Annotated in this window: 20 protein-coding genes; 10 read left to right on the top strand and 10 right to left on the bottom strand. The window is 59.7% G+C overall.

Annotated elements, in window-relative coordinates; translation table 11 throughout:
• The 3 genes from ACXHXG_RS12365 (at position 1) to ACXHXG_RS12375 (ending at position 2,467) form a co-directional block, all read left to right on the top strand.
• Positions 1 to 231, top strand: a complete 231-nt coding sequence (locus ACXHXG_RS12365) for a hypothetical protein (RefSeq protein WP_283047405.1) — start codon at positions 1 to 3, stop codon at positions 229 to 231.
• 7 nt (positions 232 to 238) lie between these two features.
• Positions 239 to 1,903 (top strand): sensor histidine kinase, encoded by a 1,665-nt coding sequence (locus ACXHXG_RS12370; protein ID WP_457899428.1) that lies wholly within the window; start codon positions 239 to 241, stop codon positions 1,901 to 1,903.
• A gap of 81 nt (positions 1,904 to 1,984) precedes the next feature.
• Entirely contained in the window at positions 1,985 to 2,467 is a 483-nt protein-coding gene (locus tag ACXHXG_RS12375; RefSeq protein ID WP_104824292.1) for a DUF992 domain-containing protein, read from the top strand.
• A 94-nt stretch (positions 2,468 to 2,561) separates the two neighbouring features.
• Here ACXHXG_RS12375 and ACXHXG_RS12380 read toward each other — a convergent pair whose 3' ends face one another.
• From ACXHXG_RS12380 to ACXHXG_RS12410, 7 genes are all read right to left on the bottom strand, one after another.
• Positions 2,562 to 3,956, bottom strand: coding sequence for an NAD(P)(+) transhydrogenase (Re/Si-specific) subunit beta (locus ACXHXG_RS12380; RefSeq protein WP_457899517.1), 1,395 nt, complete (start codon positions 3,954 to 3,956; stop codon positions 2,562 to 2,564).
• A gap of 10 nt (positions 3,957 to 3,966) precedes the next feature.
• Positions 3,967 to 4,365 carry an NAD(P) transhydrogenase subunit alpha part 2 gene (locus ACXHXG_RS12385; protein WP_457899429.1) on the bottom strand — a complete coding sequence of 133 codons (399 nt, stop codon included), beginning with the start codon at positions 4,363 to 4,365 and terminating at the stop codon, positions 3,967 to 3,969.
• Positions 4,366 to 5,529, bottom strand: coding sequence for a Re/Si-specific NAD(P)(+) transhydrogenase subunit alpha (locus ACXHXG_RS12390; RefSeq protein WP_285167522.1), 1,164 nt, complete (start codon positions 5,527 to 5,529; stop codon positions 4,366 to 4,368).
• A 126-nt stretch (positions 5,530 to 5,655) separates the two neighbouring features.
• The gene (locus ACXHXG_RS12395) at positions 5,656 to 5,880 is read right to left on the bottom strand and encodes an aa3-type cytochrome c oxidase subunit IV (RefSeq protein WP_104824295.1); all 225 of its coding nucleotides are present in this window, start codon (positions 5,878 to 5,880) and stop codon (positions 5,656 to 5,658) included.
• 181 nt (positions 5,881 to 6,061) lie between these two features.
• Positions 6,062 to 6,817, bottom strand: a complete 756-nt coding sequence (locus ACXHXG_RS12400) for an N-acyl amino acid synthase FeeM domain-containing protein (protein WP_457899430.1) — start codon at positions 6,815 to 6,817, stop codon at positions 6,062 to 6,064.
• 351 nt (positions 6,818 to 7,168) lie between these two features.
• The gene (locus ACXHXG_RS12405) at positions 7,169 to 9,472 is read right to left on the bottom strand and encodes a putative bifunctional diguanylate cyclase/phosphodiesterase (protein WP_104824297.1); all 2,304 of its coding nucleotides are present in this window, start codon (positions 9,470 to 9,472) and stop codon (positions 7,169 to 7,171) included.
• 230 nt (positions 9,473 to 9,702) lie between these two features.
• The gene (locus ACXHXG_RS12410) at positions 9,703 to 10,809 is read right to left on the bottom strand and encodes a TRAP transporter substrate-binding protein (RefSeq protein WP_283047413.1); all 1,107 of its coding nucleotides are present in this window, start codon (positions 10,807 to 10,809) and stop codon (positions 9,703 to 9,705) included.
• Positions 10,810 to 11,094: 285 nt separating this feature from the next.
• On the opposite strand from ACXHXG_RS12410, the gene ACXHXG_RS12415 reads away from it, so the two are divergent.
• Positions 11,095 to 11,883 carry a gamma-glutamyl-gamma-aminobutyrate hydrolase family protein gene (locus tag ACXHXG_RS12415; RefSeq protein ID WP_457899431.1) on the top strand — a complete coding sequence of 263 codons (789 nt, stop codon included), beginning with the start codon at positions 11,095 to 11,097 and terminating at the stop codon, positions 11,881 to 11,883.
• Here the strand turns inward: ACXHXG_RS12415 and ACXHXG_RS12420 are convergent, their stop codons facing one another.
• The 3 genes from ACXHXG_RS12420 to ACXHXG_RS12430 form a co-directional block, all read right to left on the bottom strand.
• Entirely contained in the window at positions 11,884 to 12,852 is a 969-nt protein-coding gene (locus tag ACXHXG_RS12420) for a 2-hydroxyacid dehydrogenase (RefSeq protein WP_104824300.1), read from the bottom strand. It lies immediately after the preceding gene.
• Positions 12,853 to 12,883: 31 nt separating this feature from the next.
• A complete protein-coding gene (locus tag ACXHXG_RS12425; RefSeq protein ID WP_104824301.1) occupies positions 12,884 to 13,906 on the bottom strand; it encodes a LacI family DNA-binding transcriptional regulator in 1,023 nt (340 codons plus the stop codon).
• Positions 13,907 to 14,026: 120 nt separating this feature from the next.
• Positions 14,027 to 14,539, bottom strand: a complete 513-nt coding sequence (locus ACXHXG_RS12430; protein ID WP_283047418.1) for a MarR family winged helix-turn-helix transcriptional regulator — start codon at positions 14,537 to 14,539, stop codon at positions 14,027 to 14,029.
• Positions 14,540 to 14,625: 86 nt separating this feature from the next.
• Here ACXHXG_RS12430 and ACXHXG_RS12435 point away from each other — a divergent pair, with 86 nt between their 5' ends.
• The 6 genes from ACXHXG_RS12435 (at position 14,626) to ACXHXG_RS12460 (ending at position 22,019) form a co-directional block, all read left to right on the top strand.
• On the top strand, positions 14,626 to 15,417 hold the full coding sequence (locus ACXHXG_RS12435) for a creatininase family protein (protein WP_457899432.1): 792 nt from the start codon (positions 14,626 to 14,628) through the stop codon (positions 15,415 to 15,417).
• 190 nt (positions 15,418 to 15,607) lie between these two features.
• Positions 15,608 to 16,714, top strand: a complete 1,107-nt coding sequence (locus tag ACXHXG_RS12440; RefSeq protein WP_457899433.1) for a CobW family GTP-binding protein — start codon at positions 15,608 to 15,610, stop codon at positions 16,712 to 16,714.
• Positions 16,714 to 17,703, top strand: a complete 990-nt coding sequence (locus tag ACXHXG_RS12445) for a WD40 repeat domain-containing protein (RefSeq protein ID WP_457899434.1) — start codon at positions 16,714 to 16,716, stop codon at positions 17,701 to 17,703. Before ACXHXG_RS12440 ends, ACXHXG_RS12445 begins: the two co-directional genes overlap by 1 nt.
• A 16-nt stretch (positions 17,704 to 17,719) precedes the next feature.
• Positions 17,720 to 18,535 carry a serine O-acetyltransferase gene (gene cysE / locus ACXHXG_RS12450; protein ID WP_104824306.1) on the top strand — a complete coding sequence of 272 codons (816 nt, stop codon included), beginning with the start codon at positions 17,720 to 17,722 and terminating at the stop codon, positions 18,533 to 18,535.
• 456 nt (positions 18,536 to 18,991) lie between these two features.
• Complete coding sequence (locus ACXHXG_RS12455) at positions 18,992 to 20,617, top strand: phospholipase C (protein WP_457899435.1); 1,626 nt, start codon at positions 18,992 to 18,994, stop codon at positions 20,615 to 20,617.
• 22 nt (positions 20,618 to 20,639) lie between these two features.
• On the top strand, positions 20,640 to 22,019 hold the full coding sequence (locus ACXHXG_RS12460) for a cytochrome-c peroxidase (RefSeq protein ID WP_457899436.1): 1,380 nt from the start codon (positions 20,640 to 20,642) through the stop codon (positions 22,017 to 22,019).
• The last annotated feature ends 21 nt before the right edge of the window (positions 22,020 to 22,040 follow it).

Consider the following 22,040-nt stretch of genomic DNA (forward strand, 5'->3'; position numbering starts at 1 on the left):
ATGCAGCTCAACTTTAAGCCTATGCCACTCGCGTCCAAAGTGTCTGGTATCACTTACGATTTAACTGCGATGACTTTTCATATGTTGCAACGCAATTTACCGGGCCCTAACATGGCCCTTTCGAGAGCATGCTGCTCGGGTAAAAGCATGGGGGCGCTCGACATGGTGATCAAGACCGATATTCCCGCTTTGGTAGACGCTTTTTATTTTAATGGTGGTCCGATCGGTTGATCGCGTCATGAGAAAGCCGCCGCGTTTCCCAAAGGCTTCGATTGGGGCCTATCTGATCGCCATAGCATTGGCGATCGCTTTGCCGATTCTGGCTTTCGTGGCATTGCTGCTGGTTCAGCTCGAAAGCAACGAACGCGATGTGCTGAAGCGCGATACGGTTCAGGACGCCCAAGCATTGGCGCGCACCATCGACCGGCAACTGCAGGACATGGCGACGACCCTGCGACTGCTTTCCTCCTCGCCGGAACTGGAGCGCAACGACATCGCCACCTTCTTCGACCGGACAGAGACGGTGCTGCGCACCGATTCGCTTTTCGTCCTGCTTCTGGACAAGGACGGTCAGATGCGGCTGAACACGCGCTGGCCGCTGAGCAAGCCGCTCGGCAAGACTGGCAATCTGGCCGCCTTGCAATCGGCACTCAATTCGGGCCGCATCGAGGCTTCGGACGTCTTTGTCGGATCAGTCATCCACCGCTGGGTCTATAATGTCACCCTGCCGCTCGATCATTCGCCGGCCGGTGCGGCCCTTGCCATGACGCAGGATGCCGATGAACTCGCTAAGCTCGTGACGACCGATGCCCTTGCGCCCGGCTGGTCGGCTGCGGTCATCGACAGTTCCGGCCATATCGTTGCCGCCAGCGGCCCTGCCAATCATTCCCCTGGCGACGCGTTCAACAAGGATATCCTGCCGAAACTGATTGCCTCGAGCGGCGTCTATCAGGATGAGAAGGTCCTGCCGCACTCGCTGCTCGGCTATGCGCAAATTCCGGGCTGGTCGTGGAAAGCCGTGGTCTGGGGCCCCATCGCGTCCGCGCAGGCTTCGCTGATGAGCACCTGGCGCTTCCTGATCTATGGTGGCGTCACCCTGTTGCTGATCGCGGTGATTGCGGTTTATGCGCTGGCCCGACAGGTGCGCACTACCATCCAGAGCATCGCCGACATGGCGGACCGCATGGGCCGGGGCGAGATTGTTTCGCCGATCGAGACCAGTGTCATCGAGGCCAATCAGATGGCCATGGCGCTTTCCAACGCATCCTTCGATCGCAGCGAAACGGAGGACAGGCTGCATTTCGTCATGCATGAGCTCGTTCATCGCACCAAGAACCTGCTCGCGCTTGCCCAGGCAATGACCCGTCAGCTCGCCCGGCAGACCGACAGCGTCGACACCTTTCAGCGCGCGGTCGCCGACCGGCTGGAAGGCCTGGCGCGCTCGATCGAAGTCCTGACCAGCGAACAATGGTCCGGCGTGTCGCTGCGGCGGGTGATCGACATTCATCTGGCCACCTTCCTGCAAGGACCGCAACAACTCGATATCAAGGGCAGGGATTTCCTGCTCAAGCCGGAGGCGGTGCAGAATCTCGGCTTGATTCTGCACGAGCTGGCGACGAATTCGGTGAAATACGGCGCTCTGTCCGCTCCCGAAGGGAAGATCACCATCGAATGGACGAGCGCCGACGGCGAGATCGGGCAGATGATCAGGCTCATCTGGACGGAAAGCGGCGGCCCGATCGTCAAAGCGCCGACCATTACGGGCTTTGGCACAACCGTCACCAAGGCGCATGCCGCCGCCGCCTTCAGCGGCACAGTCGAGATCGACTTCCGTCCGACAGGCCTCGTTTGGGTGCTGAATGCTGTGCGCAGCACCATGGAGCGTGAGCGCGAACGAAACTAGCTGGCCCCCGACTCCGCCCGGAACATTCCACCGCAGGAGCCGTTCCAATTTCATCATTGGTCAATCCAGAGGAGAAAGACCATGCTGAAACACATTCTCCTGGCATCCGCAGCACTGTCCTTTGCTGTATGGGCTGCGCCCGCAACGTCCGCCGACTACGCTACTCTCGGCAGGCTCACCTGCACGTCGAAGGGGTCGACGGGCATGATCATCATGTCGCAGAAGAACCTGATGTGCATTTTTGAGCCGAGCGGCGGCGGGGCGCCTGCACGTTACGCCGGCATGATCCAGAAATATGGCGTCGATCTCGGCATTACCGGCCGCAGCGTCATGGTCTGGGTAGTGCTTGCTAAAACCGGCACACCATTCAGCGATATCGCGCTGGCCGGCGAATATTACGGCGTCGGCGCCGATGCCAGCGTTGCAGCCGGAGGCGGCGCCAAGGTCATCGCTGGCGGCACCAACCGGGCTTTCATGCTGCAACCTCTCAACGTCCAGGCCCAGGAAGGCGTCAACGTCGCCATTGGCGTCGAGAAAATGACGCTGGCACCCGCTTCGATTTGAGAAAGACAAGTTGGGGCGATTCTCGCAAATCGCCCCTATGCCGGGCCTTCAAGTCTCTCAGATCCTGAAATCTCCCCACCGGGAAGATGGAAGCTCACTCGTTCATCGCCTTGACGATCTCCTCGGTGACCTTTTTGGCGTCCCCGAGCAGCATCATCGTGCCGTCCTTATAGAACAGCGTGTTGTCGATACCGGCATAGCCGGAACCAAGAGAACGTTTGACGAAGAGGCAGGTCTTGGCCTTGTCGACGTCAAGGATCGGCATGCCGTAGATCGGCGACGTCTTGTCGTCACGTGCAGCCGGATTGGTGACGTCGTTGGCGCCGATGACATAGGCGACATCGGCCTGGGCAAATTCCGAATTGATGTCTTCCAGCTCAAAGACCTCGTCATAAGGAACATTGGCCTCGGCAAGCAGCACATTCATGTGTCCCGGCATGCGGCCGGCGACGGGATGAATGGCGTATTTCACGTCGACGCCGTTCGCCTTCAGCTTGTCGGCCATTTCGCGCAGCGCATGTTGGGCCTGCGCAACCGCCATGCCATAGCCCGGCACGATGATGACCTTCGAGGCGTTGGCCATCAGGTAGGCGGCATCCTCGGCCGAGCCGAGCTTCACCGTCTTGTCGCTGTTGTCGGCGCCGCTGGCAGCCGTTTCGCCGCCGAACCCTCCGAGGATGACGGAGATGAAGGAACGGTTCATGCCCTTGCACATGATATAGCTGAGGATGGCACCCGAGGAGCCGACCAGAGCACCGGTGATGATCAGCGCCAGATTGCCGAGCGTGAAACCGATGCCGGCCGCCGCCCAGCCGGAATAGGAGTTCAGCATCGATACGACGACGGGCATGTCGGCGCCGCCGATCGGCACGATCAGCAACACGCCGAGCGCCAGAGCCAGGGCGACGATCGCCCAGAAATTGAAGTGGCTTTCGCTGACCGCCAGGCCGAAGATGAAAAACAGGATAAGCGCCAGCAGCACGGCGTTGATGATATGCCGGTTGGGCAACAGGATCGGCTTGCCGGACATGCGGCCGTCGAGCTTCAGGAAGGCGATGATCGAGCCGGTGAAGGTCAGCGCACCGATAGCGACGCCGATCGCCATTTCGATGCGCGCTTCCGTATGGATATGTCCGATTTCGCCTATGCCGAAGGATGACGGCGTATAGAGTGCCGCGGCAGCGACGAGCACGGCCGCCAGACCGACCAGCGAATGGAAACCGGCAACGAGTTGCGGCATCGACGTCATCGGAATGACGCGGGCGATATAGGCCCCTGCCCCGCCGCCGATGGCAAGGCCGAGAACGATCAGCACGAAGCCGCCGAAGGAGGGCGTCGCGAGAACCAGCGTCGTCGCGATGGCGATGCCCATCCCGACCATGCCGTAGAGATTACCGCGGCGGCTGGTGGCCGGATGCGACAGGCCGCGCAGCGCCAGGATGAACAGCACGCCGGAGACGAGATAGAGGAAGGCCGCGATATTGCTCAGCATGCCGCCCTCACTTGTCTTTCTTCTTGTACATCGCCAGCATGCGCTGGGTGACAAGGAAGCCGCCGACGATATTGACCGAGACGAGCACCAGCGCCACGAAGCCGAAACCGGTGGCAAGCCCGCTGGCGGAAATGCCGACCGCCAGAAGCGCACCGACGACGATGACCGAGGAAATCGCGTTCGTTACGGCCATCAGCGGCGTATGCAGGGCGGGAGTCACCGACCACACCACGTAATAACCGACGAAGATCGCCAATACGAAGATCGCCAGTTGGAACACGAAGGGATCAATCGCACCGCCGGACACGGCACTGATGGATTCCGGCGCCTGCGTGGCCGCGGTCGTCACAGCGGCAACGGCGTCGTTCAATTTCTGGAGCGCCTGATCCATTGCTTGGCTGGCCATCTACAGATCCCCCTTGTTGACCGTCGGCTGATCCGGGTCGACGAAATTCGGATGCACGACCTCGCCTCCATCGGTTAGCATCGTCGCCTTGATCAGCTCATCGGCCCGGTTGAGCCCGAGGCTCTTGCTATTCTTGTCGACCATCGTTTCCAGGAAGGTGACGAGGTTCTTGGCATAGAGCGCGGAAGCACTTGCCGGAATGCGACCGGCCAGATTGGGATATCCGATCACCTTGACGCCCTCGACATCGGCCACGGTCCCGAATTCGACACCCTCGATATTGCCGCCGCGTTCGACGGCGAGATCGACGGCAACTGCGCCGGGGCGCATGGCCTTCAGCATCTCGCGGTTGACAAGCCGCGGCGCCGGACGGCCGGGAATCAACGCCGTGGTGATAACGATATCCTGCTTGGAGATATGTTCGGCAACCAGCGCCGCCTGCTTGGCCTGATAATCCTTGGACATCTCCTTGGCATAGCCGCCGGCGGTTTCCGCCGCCTTGAACTCTTCGTCCTCGACGGCCACGAATTTCGCACCGAGCGAGGCGACCTGTTCCTTGGCTGCAGGACGAACATCCGTTGCCGATACCTGCGCGCCCAATCGCCTCGCTGTCGCGATCGCCTGCAGCCCTGCGACGCCGGCACCCATGACGAAGACCTTCGCCGCCGGCACGGTGCCGGCCGCCGTCATCATCATTGGCAAGGCCCGGTCATAGACCGCGGCTGCCTCGATCACGGCCTGATAGCCGGCAAGATTGGCTTGCGATGACAGCACGTCCATCGACTGCGCACGGGTGATGCGCGGCATCAGCTCCATGGAGAAGCTTGTGAGCCCGGCCCGCGCCATGTCAGCGAGCGCTGCCTCATTGCCATAGGGATCCATGATGGCGATGACGATCGCGCCGCTCTTGTAACCGGCAATCTCTTCGCTCGTCGGCCGGCGCACTTTGAGAATGACATCGGCGCGCACAGCATCCCGAGCGGAGCCGATACGCGCGCCGATGGCTTCATATTCATCATCCGGGATGCGCGACAGAGCACCGGCGCCGGCTTCGACCACAATGTCAAAGCCAAGGCTTTTCATTTTCTTCACCGTTTCGATGGACGCTGCGACACGCGTCTCATCCGCCACGGTCTCCTTGGCGACAAAAACCAGATTGCCCAACGACACCACCTCACGTCAAACGACAGCGCCACTGGATACAGCAGCGCATAGCCTGCAGACCCAGGGCTGAGATTCCATGGAAGGCGCGGGCCGGACGGCCCTGCATCGATTAGCGCGCTTGAAATATCAGCGCACGAGCATGGTGCCAACGATTGAAAGAACGAAGAAAATAAGCAGACCGCCAAGGAAGCCGGCATGACCGAAGAAGCCAGCCGCCATCGCTATCATCAACGCGGCGATGATCGCCGATCCGGCCCTGGCGACGAAAAGGAACCCGTGATAGGTCTTGTCGTGCTCTTTGTAGTCCATAGGAGCACCGGTTTCGACCGGTCCGGCTTGATGTTCGGCCATGCAAAAATCTCCCCTCTATGCACTCCCCGACCGGCTTTGCAATCGCGTGTCGGCTGGAGTTCAGCCTCGAAAGCCGCGGTAGATCCCGAAGAGACACCGCGGCCAAATTTCCTCAATCGAGGGGTTACACAAAGCGACGAAAAATGCAATGCACGAGAACGCCGCAGCGGCTTGAGAAGGCTTAGCTGAACTGCTGCCGACCAGCAGCGCGGCCGCCAGCAGCCATTCGCGCCGTCGGCAGAATGGTCAGCGGATGCCTGCCGCCGTCAGCGCCGCGCGAGAACATCATCCGCCGCTCATAGGGTTCCGAATCGAAAAAGGGGTATCGCTGCATCAACTTGCCGCGAATCTCCTTCGACCGCGAAGCCAGCAGCGTCAGTTCGAAACCATAGGTCTCTGTCATGCGCGGCGGCACGATCGTATCTGCATAAAAGACACGTTTGTAGAAGGCGGCATGCGCCGGGCGGATATGCTGCATGACTCGGTCGGTATCGAAATAGACAGCGCCGACAATTGCCGGTCTCAGCGTCAAATAAGGCAGCGCCGGCATTTCCAGTTCGAAATCGGGATCGATGGCGAAGCGCGCCGGATCAATCAGTGTCATGCCGGCATCGAGAAAGGCATGGATTTCATCGGGAAAAATGCCTGTTGACTGGCAGACACGATGGTCCGGCGTGACATGGTGCACCCGCACCGTACTCACCAGCTCTTCGTAATAATAGACGCCGAAAATATAGGCCTGCTCGTCGAAATCGATATCGTCGATCATGGTCTGGGCCGCAACCGGCAAAACCGCACGCGCTTTATAGGCCTTGTAACGCAACCGAGCGACATCCTCCATGTCCTCGCTGCTCTCGATCCGGCGATATTCGATATGATCAAGCACCTCCATTAGCTTGCCGGCGAAGCTATTTTTCAAAGTACTTATATAAGACATGGTCGTTATTCCAAAACGTTAACGGACCATTATTGGTATTAATAGAAAAATTGATCAATAATCGTTTTAATTTTTATTAATTATCTTTTCGTTAAGGTTAATTTTTGATTAAAAATACCGGTATAGATTCGAATATTAACAAATTCTCATCTACAGATTATTGGGGATAAACTGATCACTCTACCGGCTTTGCTGTGAATAGCCTAACGTAACGGCAGGCAAGGAAGTATCGGCGGCGGAAATGCCTGTCTGCCGTCGAAAATAAAGGGGCTTGCACTGAGCGGCTTGAGTTCGGCTTGGTGTCCGAGGCAGACGTAAAGGACGCTTTGTAACCGGCCTCCTCGGCGAGGTTTAAGCCACATTATCCTGCCGGATGGCCGGCTGGTGGCGGCCGAGATTGTCCACCATCTCAATGACGCTATCCCGCGGCACGGGAACCGAAAAGACATAGCCCTGGACGATGTCGGCCAAATCATATTGTTCAATGAGCGATAGTTGTTCCGGCGTCTCCACGCCCTCGATGACGATTTCCAGGCTGAGAGCCCGGGAAAGATCGGCGATACCGCACAGGAGCTTGAAACGGCGGCTGTCCGTGGTGATGTCGCGCACGAAGGAGCGGTCGATTTTGACGATATCCACAGGCAGCGTGTCGAGATAGCTGAGGCTGGAGAAGCCGGTGCCGAAATCATCGATGGCGATGGTGATGCCTCTGGCGCGCAGATCGGTGAGAACGGATCGCGTGATCGCGATTTCGTCCATCAGGCAGCTTTCGGTTACTTCCAGATGCAGCCGCGATGGGTCCAGCCCCGATGCATCGAGCGCTTCCATGACCATGGTGACGATATCGTTGCTGCGCAGATCCTGCGCCGAGAGATTGACCGAGACCGAGATCGGCTCCGGCCAGTTGGCACAGTCCCGGCAGGCCTGATTGAGCACGAAGCGGGTGATGCCGGTCACGATGCCCATTTCCTCGGCGATCTGCACGAAGACGTTGGGCGGGATCGAGCCCTTTTCCGGATGCACCCAGCGCGACAGCGCCTCGCAGCAATCGATGCGGCTGCCATCCGGCGTAAACATCGGCTGATAGACGGCATGCAGCTTACCGCCTTCGATTGCCTCGCGCAGATCCTCTTTCAGTTTCTGCCGCTCGACGTAACGGGCATCCATTTCCTGCTCGAAGGCGGAGCATCCGCCCTTCATCCGCGACTTGGTTTCGAACAGCGCCAGATCAGCCTTGATCTGCCATTCCTCCGGACGGAACTCGCGGCTCGACATGGTCACATAGCCGCCGCTGAAGGAAACGCGGAAACTATTGCGGTCCACCTCGTAGATGCCCGACATGGCGGCGTGCAGCGCATGCACGCGGCTATCCAAATCCGGCTCGCCATCCTCGTTCGGAAAAAACAAGACGAATTGATCCCCGACGAGGCGCGCACAAAGCGCCATGTCTCCCGCCCTCTCCTTCAGTCGCGCTGCTATGGCGACCAGCAGCCGATCGCCGATGAAATGCCCCTTAGTATCGTTGACGTGCTTGAAGTCGTCCACATCGAGAACCAAAAGGCCAATTTGGCCTTCCTGGGCGCGAGCGGCGAGCTTTTCCTTGACCATCTGGACGAAATATTCGCGGTTCGGCAGACCCGTCAGCGGATCGAAGCGCACCATATGCAGGATCTTGCGCTCGGCGCGAATGCGTGGCGTCACATCCTCGAAAATCAGAATGACAATGCCATCGGCACGACGGCTTGCCGAAAATTCCAGAAACAGATCCTCATTGAACTGAATGAGGGTGCGCGATAGCGAGCCGCTGACGAGCTGCGCCATCTGCCGCTGGATCAGGCCGGGCAGCGAACCGTCGATGAAGGCATGGCGGGCACCGTAGCGCAGCACGACATCGAACTCGCAATCCCTGAGCTGCTCCTGATGCGCCAGGTTCAACAGCTCGCAGGCTTTGCGGTTCACCACCAGGATCCGATTGTCGGCATCCAGCATGAACAGGCCGTGCGTCATATTGTTGAGCGCCGTATCGAACCGGTCGGCAATCAACGATATCTCGCGTGACGCGATGACGTTCTTGTAGAGAAATTCGCGCACGCCATTGGCCATCGAGCGCGTCGTCAACCCGAAGGGCACGAGCATGATGGAGACGATGGACTTGTAAAGCTGTTCCGACATCAGGCAGGCGACGATAATCGGCAGGCAGCAGGCCATGGTCTGGAGGTCGATCGCTTTCTGCGAACCATAGTTGCGGCCTACGATCGACACCATCGAGGCCATGGTCACGGCGATGCAGATGAACTCCGCCAACGGATCCTGGACGATCAGGATCGCATAGCCGCTGCCGATGCCGAGGATAGCCGCTGTCCCTGCGGCGCCAAGCACGTAGCGCGTTTCCCAATGAGCAATATCGGCGCGCGAAAAGGCATGTTTATCGGCAGCGTCGAACTGCCAGAAGGAATACATGCGGAAAGCGAAAACGGCGGCGAAAGCGAGACAGAGACCGAGATAGATGCCGGCGTCCGTGCTCAGAAACACGATGACATATGTCAGGATGTGAACAAACACACCCGTAAACAACGTTTTACGGTTTCCGAAAAGCGAACTTACGAACGACAGATAAACATCTGTCGGCACGGTGTCCGGGCTTTGAGGCTTCATTCAGAGTTCCCCTGATGCGGCAGGCACTCTAGTTGAAACTTTTTAAAATTTGATTGCCCAAATAGGGGGTATCTGGACGGATTTTCTAATCATCTCGGTCACTTACACTAATTTTGAGTGATATTTTGCATCGTATTCGTGCAATCAGTTAAAACTGATTCTACTCAGACTATACTTCTTAAATCATCAATTACTAAAACATAAACTAATGAAAATAGAGGGGCGATCGCTCAGAGTTTACCTGCCCGCTGCTGGATCATCATGAAAGTATCGAAGGTGTATTCGGAAAGTTGCATCCAGAGATAGGAGTCCTTCTTGTAAGCAACTTGATCGTCGTAGATCCGCTTGAAATAATTGTTGGATTTCGAGAGATCGGCATAAATTACGGTAGCCGCTTGGAAACAGGCCTCGAGAATTTCCTGGCTGAACGGGCGCAGCGTTACGCCCTGGTGCACGATCTCCTTCAGCGCCTGCGGATTTTTCAGATCATATTTCGCCAGCATATTGGTGTTGGCGAAAGCGCAGGCGTCCGCGAGGATCGTCTGATAGGTCTTCGGCAGCGCGTTCCATTTTTCCAAATTGAAGAAGGCGTGCACGACGGCACCGCCCTCCCACCATCCGGGATAGTAATAATATTTGGCGATCTTCTCGAAACCGAGTTTCAGATCGTCATAAGGGCCGACCCACTCCACGGCGTCGATCGTACCTTTGTCGAGCGCAGCGTAGACGTCATTGATGGGAATATCCTGTTGCGGCACGATGCCGATCTTTTCGATGATCTTTCCGGCGAGGCCGGCAATGCGCATCTTCAAGCCCTTGAGATCGTCCAGCGTATTGATTTCCTTGCGGAACCAGCCGCCCATCTGCGCGCCGGTATTGCCGGCCGGCAGACCGAACATGCCCTGCGTGGCATAAAACTCGTTCATCAGCTTGTTGCCATTGCCCTGGTAGAACCAGGCATTGGTAAGCCGGGCATTGAGGCCGAAAGGCAGAGCTGTGCCGATGGCATAAGTCGGGTCCTTGTTCCAGAAATAATAGGAACAGGTGTGAGCCGCATCGACGGTGCCGGCGCTCACCGCGTCGACCGCCTGCGCGCCTGGCACGATCTCACCGGCTTCAAAGGTCTGGATGACGAAATTGCCGCCTGTCGCGTCCGAAACATGCGTCGCGATGTCTTCTGCACCGCCATAGATCGTATCCAGGCTCTTCGGAAAGGAGGAAGTCATCTTCCAATTGATCTTCGGATAGTCCTGAGCCAGAGCGGGACTGGCGAGCGCCGAGGCGGCCGCGCCCGCGCCAACCGCTCCGGCCCGCCTGATGAACGAACGGCGATCCATCGAAACCTCCCGTATATATGGCATTGCGGGAAACATGCTCTCCCGCTCATGGCGCAAGCGCTGGAGCTAACCACGCCATGCATTGTCTTTCAAGGTTGCTTTTGCACTGCATTATGGCGATTCCTGTACATCGTTATGACGAATAAAGACAAAGCTCGCCCGCAACCATTCCGCGTTGCCGAAGACCCGCTCTTCGCTTAGATTTGACGGGCCTCGGCATCGACACCATATTCGTTCCGGGGTCCCAACCGATCCCGATATCCTCGCAATTCTCCGGAGCCTTGCATGCCCAGACCGATCATCGCCATTCCTGCCGATCTCCGCGAATTCGATGGTGTGACCTGGCATGCGGTGCAGCAGCAATATATCCGGGCAGCCGTCAATGCCGCCGGCCTGATGGCACTGATCGTCCCCGCGCTGGAAGACGGCAACGATATCGACGCCATTCTCGATCGCGTCGACGGCCTGCTCGTCTCGGGCTCCGCCAGCAACGTACATCCCTCGCTCTACGGCAAGGAAGCGCTCGAAAGCGACGGCCCCTTCGATCCGGCCCGCGACGCGACGTCGCTGCCGCTCATTCGCCGCGCCATCGATCGTGCCATCCCAATGCTCGCCATCTGTCGCGGCATTCAGGAGCTGAACGTCGCATTGGGCGGCACGCTCGCCAGCGAAATCCAGGAACAGCCAGGCATCTGGGATCACCGCAAGCCGCCGAATGTCGATCGCGACGCGATGTATTCGATCCGCCAGAGCGTGTTCGTCAAGGAAGGCTCCTGCATCGCCCGCGTCATCGGCCCAGGCGAAGTGCGGGTCAACTCGCTGCACCGCCAGGCAATCGCCGAAACGGCGCCGCGGCTGCAAGTGGAAGCGATCGCCGAAGACGGCACGATCGAAGCCGTCTCGGTCATCGACGCCAAGGCTTTCGCCGTCGGCGTGCAGTGGCACCCGGAATATTGGGCGGAAACGGATTCGCCTTCGCGCAAGCTGTTTGCCGCCTTCGGCGATGCGGTGCGCGATTATGCGGCGAGCAAGGAGCAGCCTTTGGCAACCCCTCGCCACCAGCAGGCCGTTTGATCAAGCTTTTGATTTTACTGGTGTTTCCGGCACCGGCGTCAACGGGTTGCCGTTGCCGAACCACGCGATGATATTGTCCGCCACGAGATCGGCCATGGCGTTGCGCGTCGGCACCGAGGCAGATGCTACATGCGGCAGCAGCGAGACATTCGGCAGAGAGAGGTAAGCTGAGGGAACGTTCGGCTCGTCGTAGAAAACATCGAGGCCGGCAGCACCAAGCGTGCCGTTCCGAAGGGCGGCGATCAGCGCGTCGTCATCCACCGACCAGCCGCGTCCAACATTGATGAACACGCCCTGCGGCCCAAGTGCCGATAGTACCTCAGCATTGATCACCTTATGCGTCTCCGGCGTCTTCGGAACGATGGAAATCAACGTGTCCACCGATTGTGCCATCTCCTTCAGGGTCGGATAGTAATCGTAAGGCAACGAGTCGCGCGGCGAGCGCGTGTGATAGCCGATCTTCACCTTGAACGGCTCCAGCCGTCTGGCAATCTCCAGGCCGATGCGGCCGAGGCCGTAGATGCCGACGCGACGTCCCTTCAGGGAGAAAGGCGAGAGCGGAAAGGCTCCTTCCTTCACCCAGCGTCCCTCGCGCAGCCAGGTTTCCGCATTTGGAAATTGTCGTATCGTATTCAGCAACAGCGCGATGGCCGTATCGGCCACCTCATCGTTCAGCACATCGGGCGTGTTCGTAACCACGATGCCTTTCGAGGCCGCATGCCCGACATCGACGCCGTCATAGCCAACACCGAGATTGGCGATGACTTCGATATTGGGGAAGGCATCCATCCAGACGGCATTGAAACCGCCGGACACCGCCACGCCACGCACACGCGCCGCCGTCTCAGCATCGACCTTCGGGCTCTCGCCGGAGTCCAGCGCAATGATATCGAAGCGGCCTTTGAGCGTTTCGAGAACACGCGGGTGTATCTTCCCCGGAACGAGGACGGCAATGCGATTATCGGACATGATCTTTCCTCTTGAAGATGCGGGTTCGACGCTATTGGCGCGCCTGATAGGGAGATGTCGACTGACGGATGCGCATTTCCGGCTTGATGAGATGAATTCCATCCGGCTCATGGCTGCCGGCAAGCCTATCCAAAAGCGCGCGCGCCGCAAGCCTTCCGACCTCGGCCTGACCGTTCCACACCGTCGTCAGCGCCGGAGTCGCGATCGCCGCCTCTTCCAGATCGTCATAGCCGGTCACAGAAATATCCTTGCCCGGCACAAGGCCGGCGCGGGAAATGCCGTTCATCAAACCGATCGCCACCAGATCGTTCCAGCAGACGGCGGCCGTCGGCTTCTGCGGCAGTGACAGGAGATGTACCGCCGCCTCGAAACCGCCCTGCTTGGAACGAGCGCCGGGAATGCGCAGATTGGGATCGACCTCGATGCCCGCCTTGCGCAGAGCGTTCACATAGCCCTGGTAACGATCACGGCCGGTTGAGGTCTGGTCCGTGCCGCCGATCATCGCGATGGTGCGGTGACCGAGGCTGATCAGATGGTTCGTCGCGAGCGAAATGCCATAGCTGTCGTCACCGCGAAAGGTCGGCAGGTCCAGCCCCTCCATCGAACGGGCGACGAGGATGGCCGGCATGCCGTTTTCCTCCGCCAGATCGAAATCCTCCGGCGGCGTGCCGATTGCCGGCGACATGATGATGCCGTCGCCGCCGAGCTGCAGCAGGGTTTCGAGGAAGGTCCGCTGCTTCTCGACCGAATCATAGTGGTTGGAGAGAATGAATGTATGACGGCTGCGGTCGAGCTCGCTTTCGATCGCCTTCAGAATCTCGCCGTAGAACGGATTCATGATGTCATGCACGACGACGCCGATAATTCCGGAACGCGATGTCCTGAGGCTCGCCGCACGGCGGTTGTAGATATAGCCGAGCGTGCGCGCCTGGTCCTTGATCTTCTCGCGCGTATTCACCGCCACCAGCGGACTGTCGCGTAAGGCAAGGGATACGGTCGCCGTTGAAATACCCAGCGTTTCCGCAATGGTCGAAAGCTTTATCTTTTGCGCCATGCGCTCCCCTCCTCGTGAAACGCAGCCAAATATATGATCCCGGCGCCTCACGAATCCGGAATTTAAAAACTTTAATTAAAAGCTTAAATCGCGCCGTGCAACTTGAATCCTCAAGGGAGCTCAGAATTCCCCATCATCTTCGTCATGGTCGCCGGCCTGAAGATTGCCGTCGATCGCCTTCAACAGACGCACGAGCGAACGGACGTCCTTCTCCGAAAAACCGCGAGTGGCGAGTTCGTCGCAAGCCGCGGCCGAACTTGTAATCTCGGTGACGCTGTTGCGCCCGGTCTCGGTGAGATAGACCTTTGTCAACCGGGCGTCCGCGGCATCGGGCCGCCGCTCGACGAAGCCCTGCGCCTCCATGCGCCCGATCGTGCGGGTCATGGTCGGCGCCTTGACGCCGAGCTTCTGCGCCAGCGTCCCCGCCGGCAGGCCATCGCTCTCCGCCAGCGCGAGGATGACGCCATCCTGGCCCGCGTAAAGGCCACTTGCAGTCAGGTTGCGGGTCAGAACCGTGCGCATCGACCGCGCCGCCTGCGTCAATGCCGGCGACAAATCGGCAAGCGTGTAGTCGCCGTGATCCTTCTTCTTACCCGACTTACCTTTTTTTCCGTCCTTGTTCTTCTTACCCATCGTGATTCCGTTGATCTTTCCGCCGCTGCAGCATCACGGTATGACATTGCGCAGGTTATTGACATAAACAAGAGGCACATCCGCAGATGGCACAGCCTATGCCGCGTTTCGATGACAATGATAGGACGCTGACGCCAACGGAACGGGCAAATTGGATCGCCGTCCTGCCGCTTGGCGCCCATGAACAACACGGGCCCCATCTGCCTTTCGAGACCGACACCTTGATTGCGGAGGGCATCGTCGCCCGCCTGAAGACTGCCCTACCATCTGATTTGCCCGTCACTTTCCTGCCCGTCGAGCCGATCGGCTATTCCATCGAGCATATGGATATCGCCGGTACCAAAACACTCGCCTTCGACGATGCTGTCAACCGATGGCTTGGTATTGCCGAAAACATGCACCATCTCGGCATCCGCAAATTCGTCATGCTGAACGCTCACGGCGGCAACTCGCCCTTGATGACCATCGTCGCGACGGAAGCACGCGTTCGCTTCGACATGCTGGCCGTCGCGACCAGTTGGACACGCTTTGGCGTACCTGAAGGGCTGATCGCGCCGGAGAACAAGGCCATCGATATCCACGGTGGCGATATCGAAACATCGGTAATGCTGGCCCTCCACCCGGAGAGGGTCGACATGACCAAGGCTGCCGATTTCCCTTCGCAGCAATCCGATTTCATCAGGCGCTTCAAGCACCTGCGAGCCTATGGCCAGCACGCCTTCGGCTGGAGGATGTCTGATCTGAGCAAAGAGGGCGTAGCCGGCAACGCCAGTGCTGCGACTGCGGAGAAGGGTGAGCGGCTGATCGGCTATGCGGTGCAGGGATTGGTGGAGCTTTTGCGGGATGTCGATGAGTTTGATGTGGAGGCGTTGAGATAGCCGATCACTTGTGGCTGCCCTCTCCTCTTCGTCGGAAACGATTTCTCTCAGACCGACATCGAACCCGCCACTCCAAACCTGATGTGATCTTATAACATACAAAAGCCTTTGAACTGACGCCGCCAACTCCTTATATGGAAGCCGATCATTTTCCGCTCTCCGGAGAAAACTCCGATATTTCGAGGCTCCCATGACCGAAACAGCCACGCAGAAGCCCATTCCCGTCACCGTTCTCACCGGCTATCTCGGCGCCGGCAAGACGACGCTGCTGAACCGCATTCTCTCCGAAAACCACGGCAAGAAATACGCAGTCATCGTCAATGAGTTCGGCGAGATCGGCATCGACAATGATCTGATCGTCGAATCGGACGAGGAAATCTACGAGATGAACAATGGCTGCGTTTGCTGCACGGTGCGCGGCGACCTCATCCGCGTCGTCGAAGGTCTGATGCGCCGTCCGGGCCGCTTCGACGGCATTATCGTCGAGACCACCGGCCTTGCCGATCCGGTTCCGGTCGCCCAGACTTTCTTCATGGATGACGATGTCCGCGCCAAGACCGAGCTCGACGCCGTCGTCGCCCTTGTCGATGCCAAGCACCTGCCGCTGCGCCTGAAGGACAGCCGCGAGGCCGAAGACCAGATCGCCTTCGCCGACGTCGTCGTCATCAACAAGTCCGATCTCGTCTCTGCTGAAGAGCTGGCTCAGATCGAAGATATCGTCCGCGCCATCAATCCGGCCGCCCGCGTCTACAAGACCACCCGCTCCGGCGTCGATCTCGCCCGCGTTCTGAACCAGGGTGCTTTCAACCTCGAGCGCGCCTTGGAAAACGATCCGCATTTCCTCGAGCACGGCCATGAAGATCATGTCTGCGGCCCGGATTGCGATCACCACCATCATGACCATGACCATGACCATAATCATGATCATGATCACGACCATCACCACCATGATCATGATCACGACCACCATCACCATAGCCTGTCGGCCATTCATGACGTAACGGTGCAGTCGGTCTCGCTGCGTGGCGGCGAGATGAATCCGGAGCGCTTCTTCCCGTGGATCCAGAAGGTCACGCAGACCGACGGCCCGAACATTCTGCGCCTCAAGGGCATCATCGCCTTCAAGGGCGACGCCGAGCGCTACGTCGTCCAGGGCGTCCACATGATCATCGAGGGCGATCACCAGCGCCCCTGGAAGGACGGCGAAAAGCATGAGAGCCGCCTGGTCTTCATCGGCCGCGAACTCGACCGCGAAAAGCTGGAAAAGAGCTTCAAGGCCTGCGAGGCGGCCGCCTGATGCCGACTGTTGCTCCGCTTGATATCGACGGCCACGTTCTGGCCGTCGAATTTTTAGGTGATACCCCCTTCTTCGCCAGCGCCGCCGGCGCGATCCATCGGCTGGAAGGCGGCGAAAAGGTGACCGAAGCCCATCAGGGCATGCTCACCTGCGTTCGCGATCCCTACAGCGACAGCCTGATTTCCGGCGGCGAGGACGGGAAGGTTCTCCGGATTGCCGCTGACGGCGGCGTTACCGTGCTTGCCGAGGCGCCGCGCAAATGGATCACCCAGCTCGCCGCCGGCCCGCAGGGCGCGGTTGCTTATGCCTACGGGAAAAGCAGCTTCGTGCGGCTGGCAGACGGCTCGATCAAGGAATTTGCCGAGGAGCGCACCGTCGAAGGCATCGCCTTCGCGCCGAAGGGCCTGCGCATCGCGGTCGCGCGCTATAACGGCGTGTCGCTGCATTGGGTCGGGATGGCAGGGCAGCCGATCAATCTCGAATGGAAGGGCGCCCATACCGGGGTCACCTTCTCGCCCGACGGTCAGTTTGTCGTCACCACCATGCAGGAAAACGCCTTGCACGGCTGGAAGATGGATACGAAGCCCGGCGCCGAGGCCAGGCACATGCGCATGACCGGCTATCCCGCCAAGGTGAAATCGCTCTCCTGGTCCAACAAAGGCAAGTGGCTTGCCTCCTCCGGCGCACCGGCGGCGATCGTCTGGCCGTTTCAGGGCAAGGACGGCCCGATGGGCAAGGCGCCGCTGGAACTCGGCACCCGTGGCAACATCATGGCGACCTCGGTCAAGTTTCATCCGGTGGAAGACATCCTGGCGATCGGCTTCATTGATGGCATGATCCTGGCGGTGCGCATCGGCGACTCCAAGGAAGCGCTCTTGCGCCGTCCAGGCAAAGGTGCGATCACCTCGATGAGCTGGAGCAAATCCGGCAAGCTGCTCGCCTTTGCCTCCGAAACCGGCGATTGCGGCGTGGTTGACGTTTCCGCTTGATCAGAAAGATATGGTTATGTCCCAGACAGGAACGGCAATCGCCGGACATTCCCCTGCCGCAGCCGGCAGCGTCTGGGACGTAATCCGCCATGAAGCGGCCGACCTCGCCGGCCGCGAGCCGACCTTGCGCCCGCTGCTCGCAGCGCAGATCATCGCGACGCAGTCGGATGCCGAAAGCCTCGCCAATGTCCTGGTCGCCCGGCTTTCCGTCGCCGGCATCGAAACCGACGCTCTTTTCGCCCTGTTTCATGATGTGCTGACGCGGCATGCCGCAATCCTCCAGGCGACGGAGGCCGATCTCGTCGCGGTCCGCACCCGCGATCCCGCCTGCACGACCTATCTGCATGCGCTCCTGAATCTCAAAGGCTTCCACGCCCTGCAGACCCACCGCATCGCCCACGCGCTCTGGACGGAGGGCCGACCGGAAATCGCCAGTTGGCTTTCCAACCTGGCCTCGCTCGTCTTCGGCCCGGATATTCATCCGGCGGCGAGGATCGGCTCGTCCATCATGCTCGATCACGGCTCCGGCATTGTCATCGGCGAGACGGCCGTTATCGAGGATGAAGTCTCGATCCTGCAGAACGTCACGCTCGGCGGCACCGGCAAGGAAACCGGCGACCGGCATCCGAAAATCCGCCATGGCGTGATGATCGGCGCCGGCGCAAAGATCCTCGGCAACATCGAAGTCGGCGCCTTCAGCAAGGTCGCGGCCGGTAGCGTCGTGGTAAAGCCGGTCCCGGCCCACTGCACCGTCGCCGGCGTACCGGCCACGGTCGTCCGCATCCATCGCGCCGATGAGATACCGGCCGAGACGATGGATCAAAATATCTAGCTTTAGTCCCTGAACGTCAGTGGCCGCCTCGTCCTTCGAGGCATTTCTGCGCTTTGCTCCGAAATGCGCCTCAGGATGAGGCGGAGCGGGCCAGAGCCTGTACGCATTCCTTGAATGATGAAGCCCTTCCAGCCCAGTGCGAGAGGAGTAGCCCTCATGGTGAGGAGGCCCAAAGGGCCATCTCGAACCACGAGGGCGGGTGAGAAATCCACGCCCCTCCCCACCCGTGACATAAAGTAGCATCGCGACCGCGCCAGACAGGAGTCCTCCGCAAGCCTTCCTCTTAGCGCAACAGAATCAACTGCTTGCCAGAAACGCTACGACGGCAGCAAAATCCCCTCGCCCCACCCTTCACGGAACTGTCATATGCGCTTGCTAGCCCGGCATGGTTCCTTCCGCCTCGGCGCGGCGCACCTTAAGCGTCGGGGCAAAGCCCCCACTCGAGAGGATATGGCAATGATCTGTCTTTCGCGTCGCGCCGCCCTTGCCGCCGGCAGCGCGCTTACTCTGCTTTCGCTCTGTTCCACCGCCGGTGCCGCCGACAAGGCGCCGCCGACGAATACGGCGACGCCGATCAAGCATCTGATCGTCGTTTTCCAGGAAAACGTCTCCTTCGACCACTATTTCGCGACCTACCCCAAGGCCGCAAACGTCGACGGTGAGCCGGCATTCAAGGCCGCCGACAACACGTCGACCGATATCAACACGCTGGCCAATGCCGGTCTTCTCGACAGCAATCCGAATAAGACCAACGCGGCAAACGGAGCCGATGCGGCCCCGTTCCGCCTCGACCGCACGCAGGCAGCCACCCAATCGCAGAACCACGGCTACACCGCCGAACAGGCTGCCTACAACAACTTCGCCATGGACCTGTTCCCGGCCAACACCGGCAGGGGCACCAAGGGTGCTGCCGGCGCTTTCGGCACCAAGGGCCAGGTCATGGGCTATTATGACGGCAACACCGTCACGGCGCTCTGGAACTACGCTCAGCACTATGCCCTGAACGACAATTCCTTCTCGACCAATTTCGGCCCGTCGACCCCCGGCGCGCTGAACCTCATCTCCGGCCAGACCAACGGCGCCATCCTGCCGCCCGGCTATGCGCTGGAGAAGGACGGCACCTATTCCAAGGGCCGCATCGTGCCCGACGGCAATGGCGGCTGGACCGTCATCAGCGACTTCGATCCGACCGGCGATGTCTGCTCGGTCGGCCAGACAGGGCTGATGTACGGCAAGAACATCGGCGACATGCTGAACGAACACAACATCACCTGGGGCTTCTTCGAAGGCGGCTTCGACCTGACGGTGACGAATGCGGACGGCACGATCGGCTGCAAGCGTGCGACGACCTCGACAGTCACCCAGGTCAACAGCGCTGACTATATCCCGCATCACCAGCCGTTCCAGTACTACGCCTCCACCGCCAACCCGACGCATGCGCGCCCGTCCTCGGTCGCTGCAATCGGCACCACCGACGCAGCCAACCACCAGTATGATGTGACGGACTTCTACGCGGCCCTGAAGAACGGCAACATGCCGACCGTCAGCTTCCTGAAGGCGCCGGCCTATCAGGACGGCCATGCCGGCTATTCTGATCCGCTCGACGAGCAGGAGTTCGTCACCCAGGTGGTCAACACCGTTCAGAATTCGCCGGACTGGAAAGACACCGCTATCATCGTCCTCTACGACGATTCCGACGGCTGGTATGACCATGCCCACGCCGTCGTCAATCCGTCGAAGCTTGGCGTCAAGGGTTATGACGTGCTGAACGGAGATGGCTGCTCGACCGGCACGCCGCTGCCGGGCGTCAACGGCCAGCCGGCCCAGGGCCGTTGTGGCTACGGCACGCGCCAGCCGCTGCTGGTTATCTCGCCCTACTCCAAGGTCAACTTCGTCGACCATACTTTGACCGACCAGACCTCCGTCATGCGCTTCATCGAAGACAACTGGATGGGCGGCGAACGTCTCGGTGGCGGCTCGTTCGATGCCATTTCCGGCTCGCTGAACAACATGTTCGACTGGTCGAAGGGCGATGCACAGAAGCTGATCCTCGACACGAAGACCGGCAATAGCGCTTCCTAAGCTGAAAATAAGGGGATGGACAATGTCCTTGAAGAAGCACCATTTCCTTCCCCTGATCGCACTCGCGAGCATCTCGCTCGCGGGGGCGACCATCGGCTTGGCAAGCGAACCCGCCGCCAATGCCGTCGCGGCAAATACCCGTGACGACACGGCTTCGCTGAGCGCCGTCGCGCAGCTCGGCCGGAAGCTGTTCTACGATCCCTCACTGTCAGGCGGCGGCCAGATGTCCTGCGCCACCTGCCACGATCCCGCCAATCACTACGCACCGGCCAATGACCGCGCCGTGCAGCTCGGTGGCCCGCATTTCGATCAGCCGGGCATCCGCGCAGTGCCGAGCCTTGCCTATAAGATGTCGACGCCTTCCTTCTCCGTCGGCGCGGAAAGTGCTGCCGACGAGGCGGCCGAGGCAGCCCCAATGACCGAAGCCTCCGGCGTGGCGCTTGCAAACACCCCGGCGACGGTCGCGGGGCCACTGACCGCACAGGCCGTCGTCAAAGCCAATTCGAACGCGCCCGATCTGGTGCCGCAAGGCGGCATGTTCTGGGACGGCCGTGTCGACTCGCTGGAGGAACAAGCGCTGCAGCCGATGATCTCGCCCTTCGAGATGGCCAATGCCGATGCAGCCGCCGTCTATGCCAAGCTGAAACAGGGCTACGGCAAGGACATCGGCGCCCTCTTCGGCAATAATGTCCTCAACGATCAGGATATGACGATCGCCGAAGCCGGTTTTGCGCTCGCCCGCTACCAGATCGAAGAGCCCTCCTTCCATCCCTATTCGAGCAAATACGACTATTATCTGCGCGGCAAGGCGATGTTATCAGACGCCGAAATGCGCGGGCTGAAACTGTTCGATGATCCCAACAAGGGTAACTGCGCCTCTTGCCATCTCGACAAGATGACAGGCGACGGCCAGATGCCGAACTTCACCGATTTCGAATTCGAGGCGCTTGGCGCACCGCGCAATCCGGACATTCCAGCCAATGCCGACGCGCATTATTACGACACCGGCATCTGCGGCCCGCTACGCAACGACACCTATTCCGCCCAGCCGCAGAATTGCGGGCTGTTCAAGACACCGACGCTACGCAATGTCGCCAGCCGCCACGTCTTCTTCCACAATGGCGTCTACCGCTCGCTGGAGGACGTCACCCGCTTCTATGTCAAGCGGGACACCAATCCCGACGAGATCTACCCGAAGGACGCCGGCGGGAAGGCACAGAAATACAACGATCTTCCGGCGCAATATCAGGCCAATATCGACGTCATCGACGCGCCGATGAACCGCAAGCTAGGCGATGCGCCGGCTCTGAACGATACGGAAATCGCCGATGTCGTTGCGTTTCTGAAGACGCTGACTGATGGTTACGACCCGGCTAAGGATGGGGTGAAGGCGGCCAAATAGAAACGCCTCCGCCCGAACGGG

It is taken from the genome of Rhizobium sp. LEGMi-198b (genome assembly GCF_054114205.1).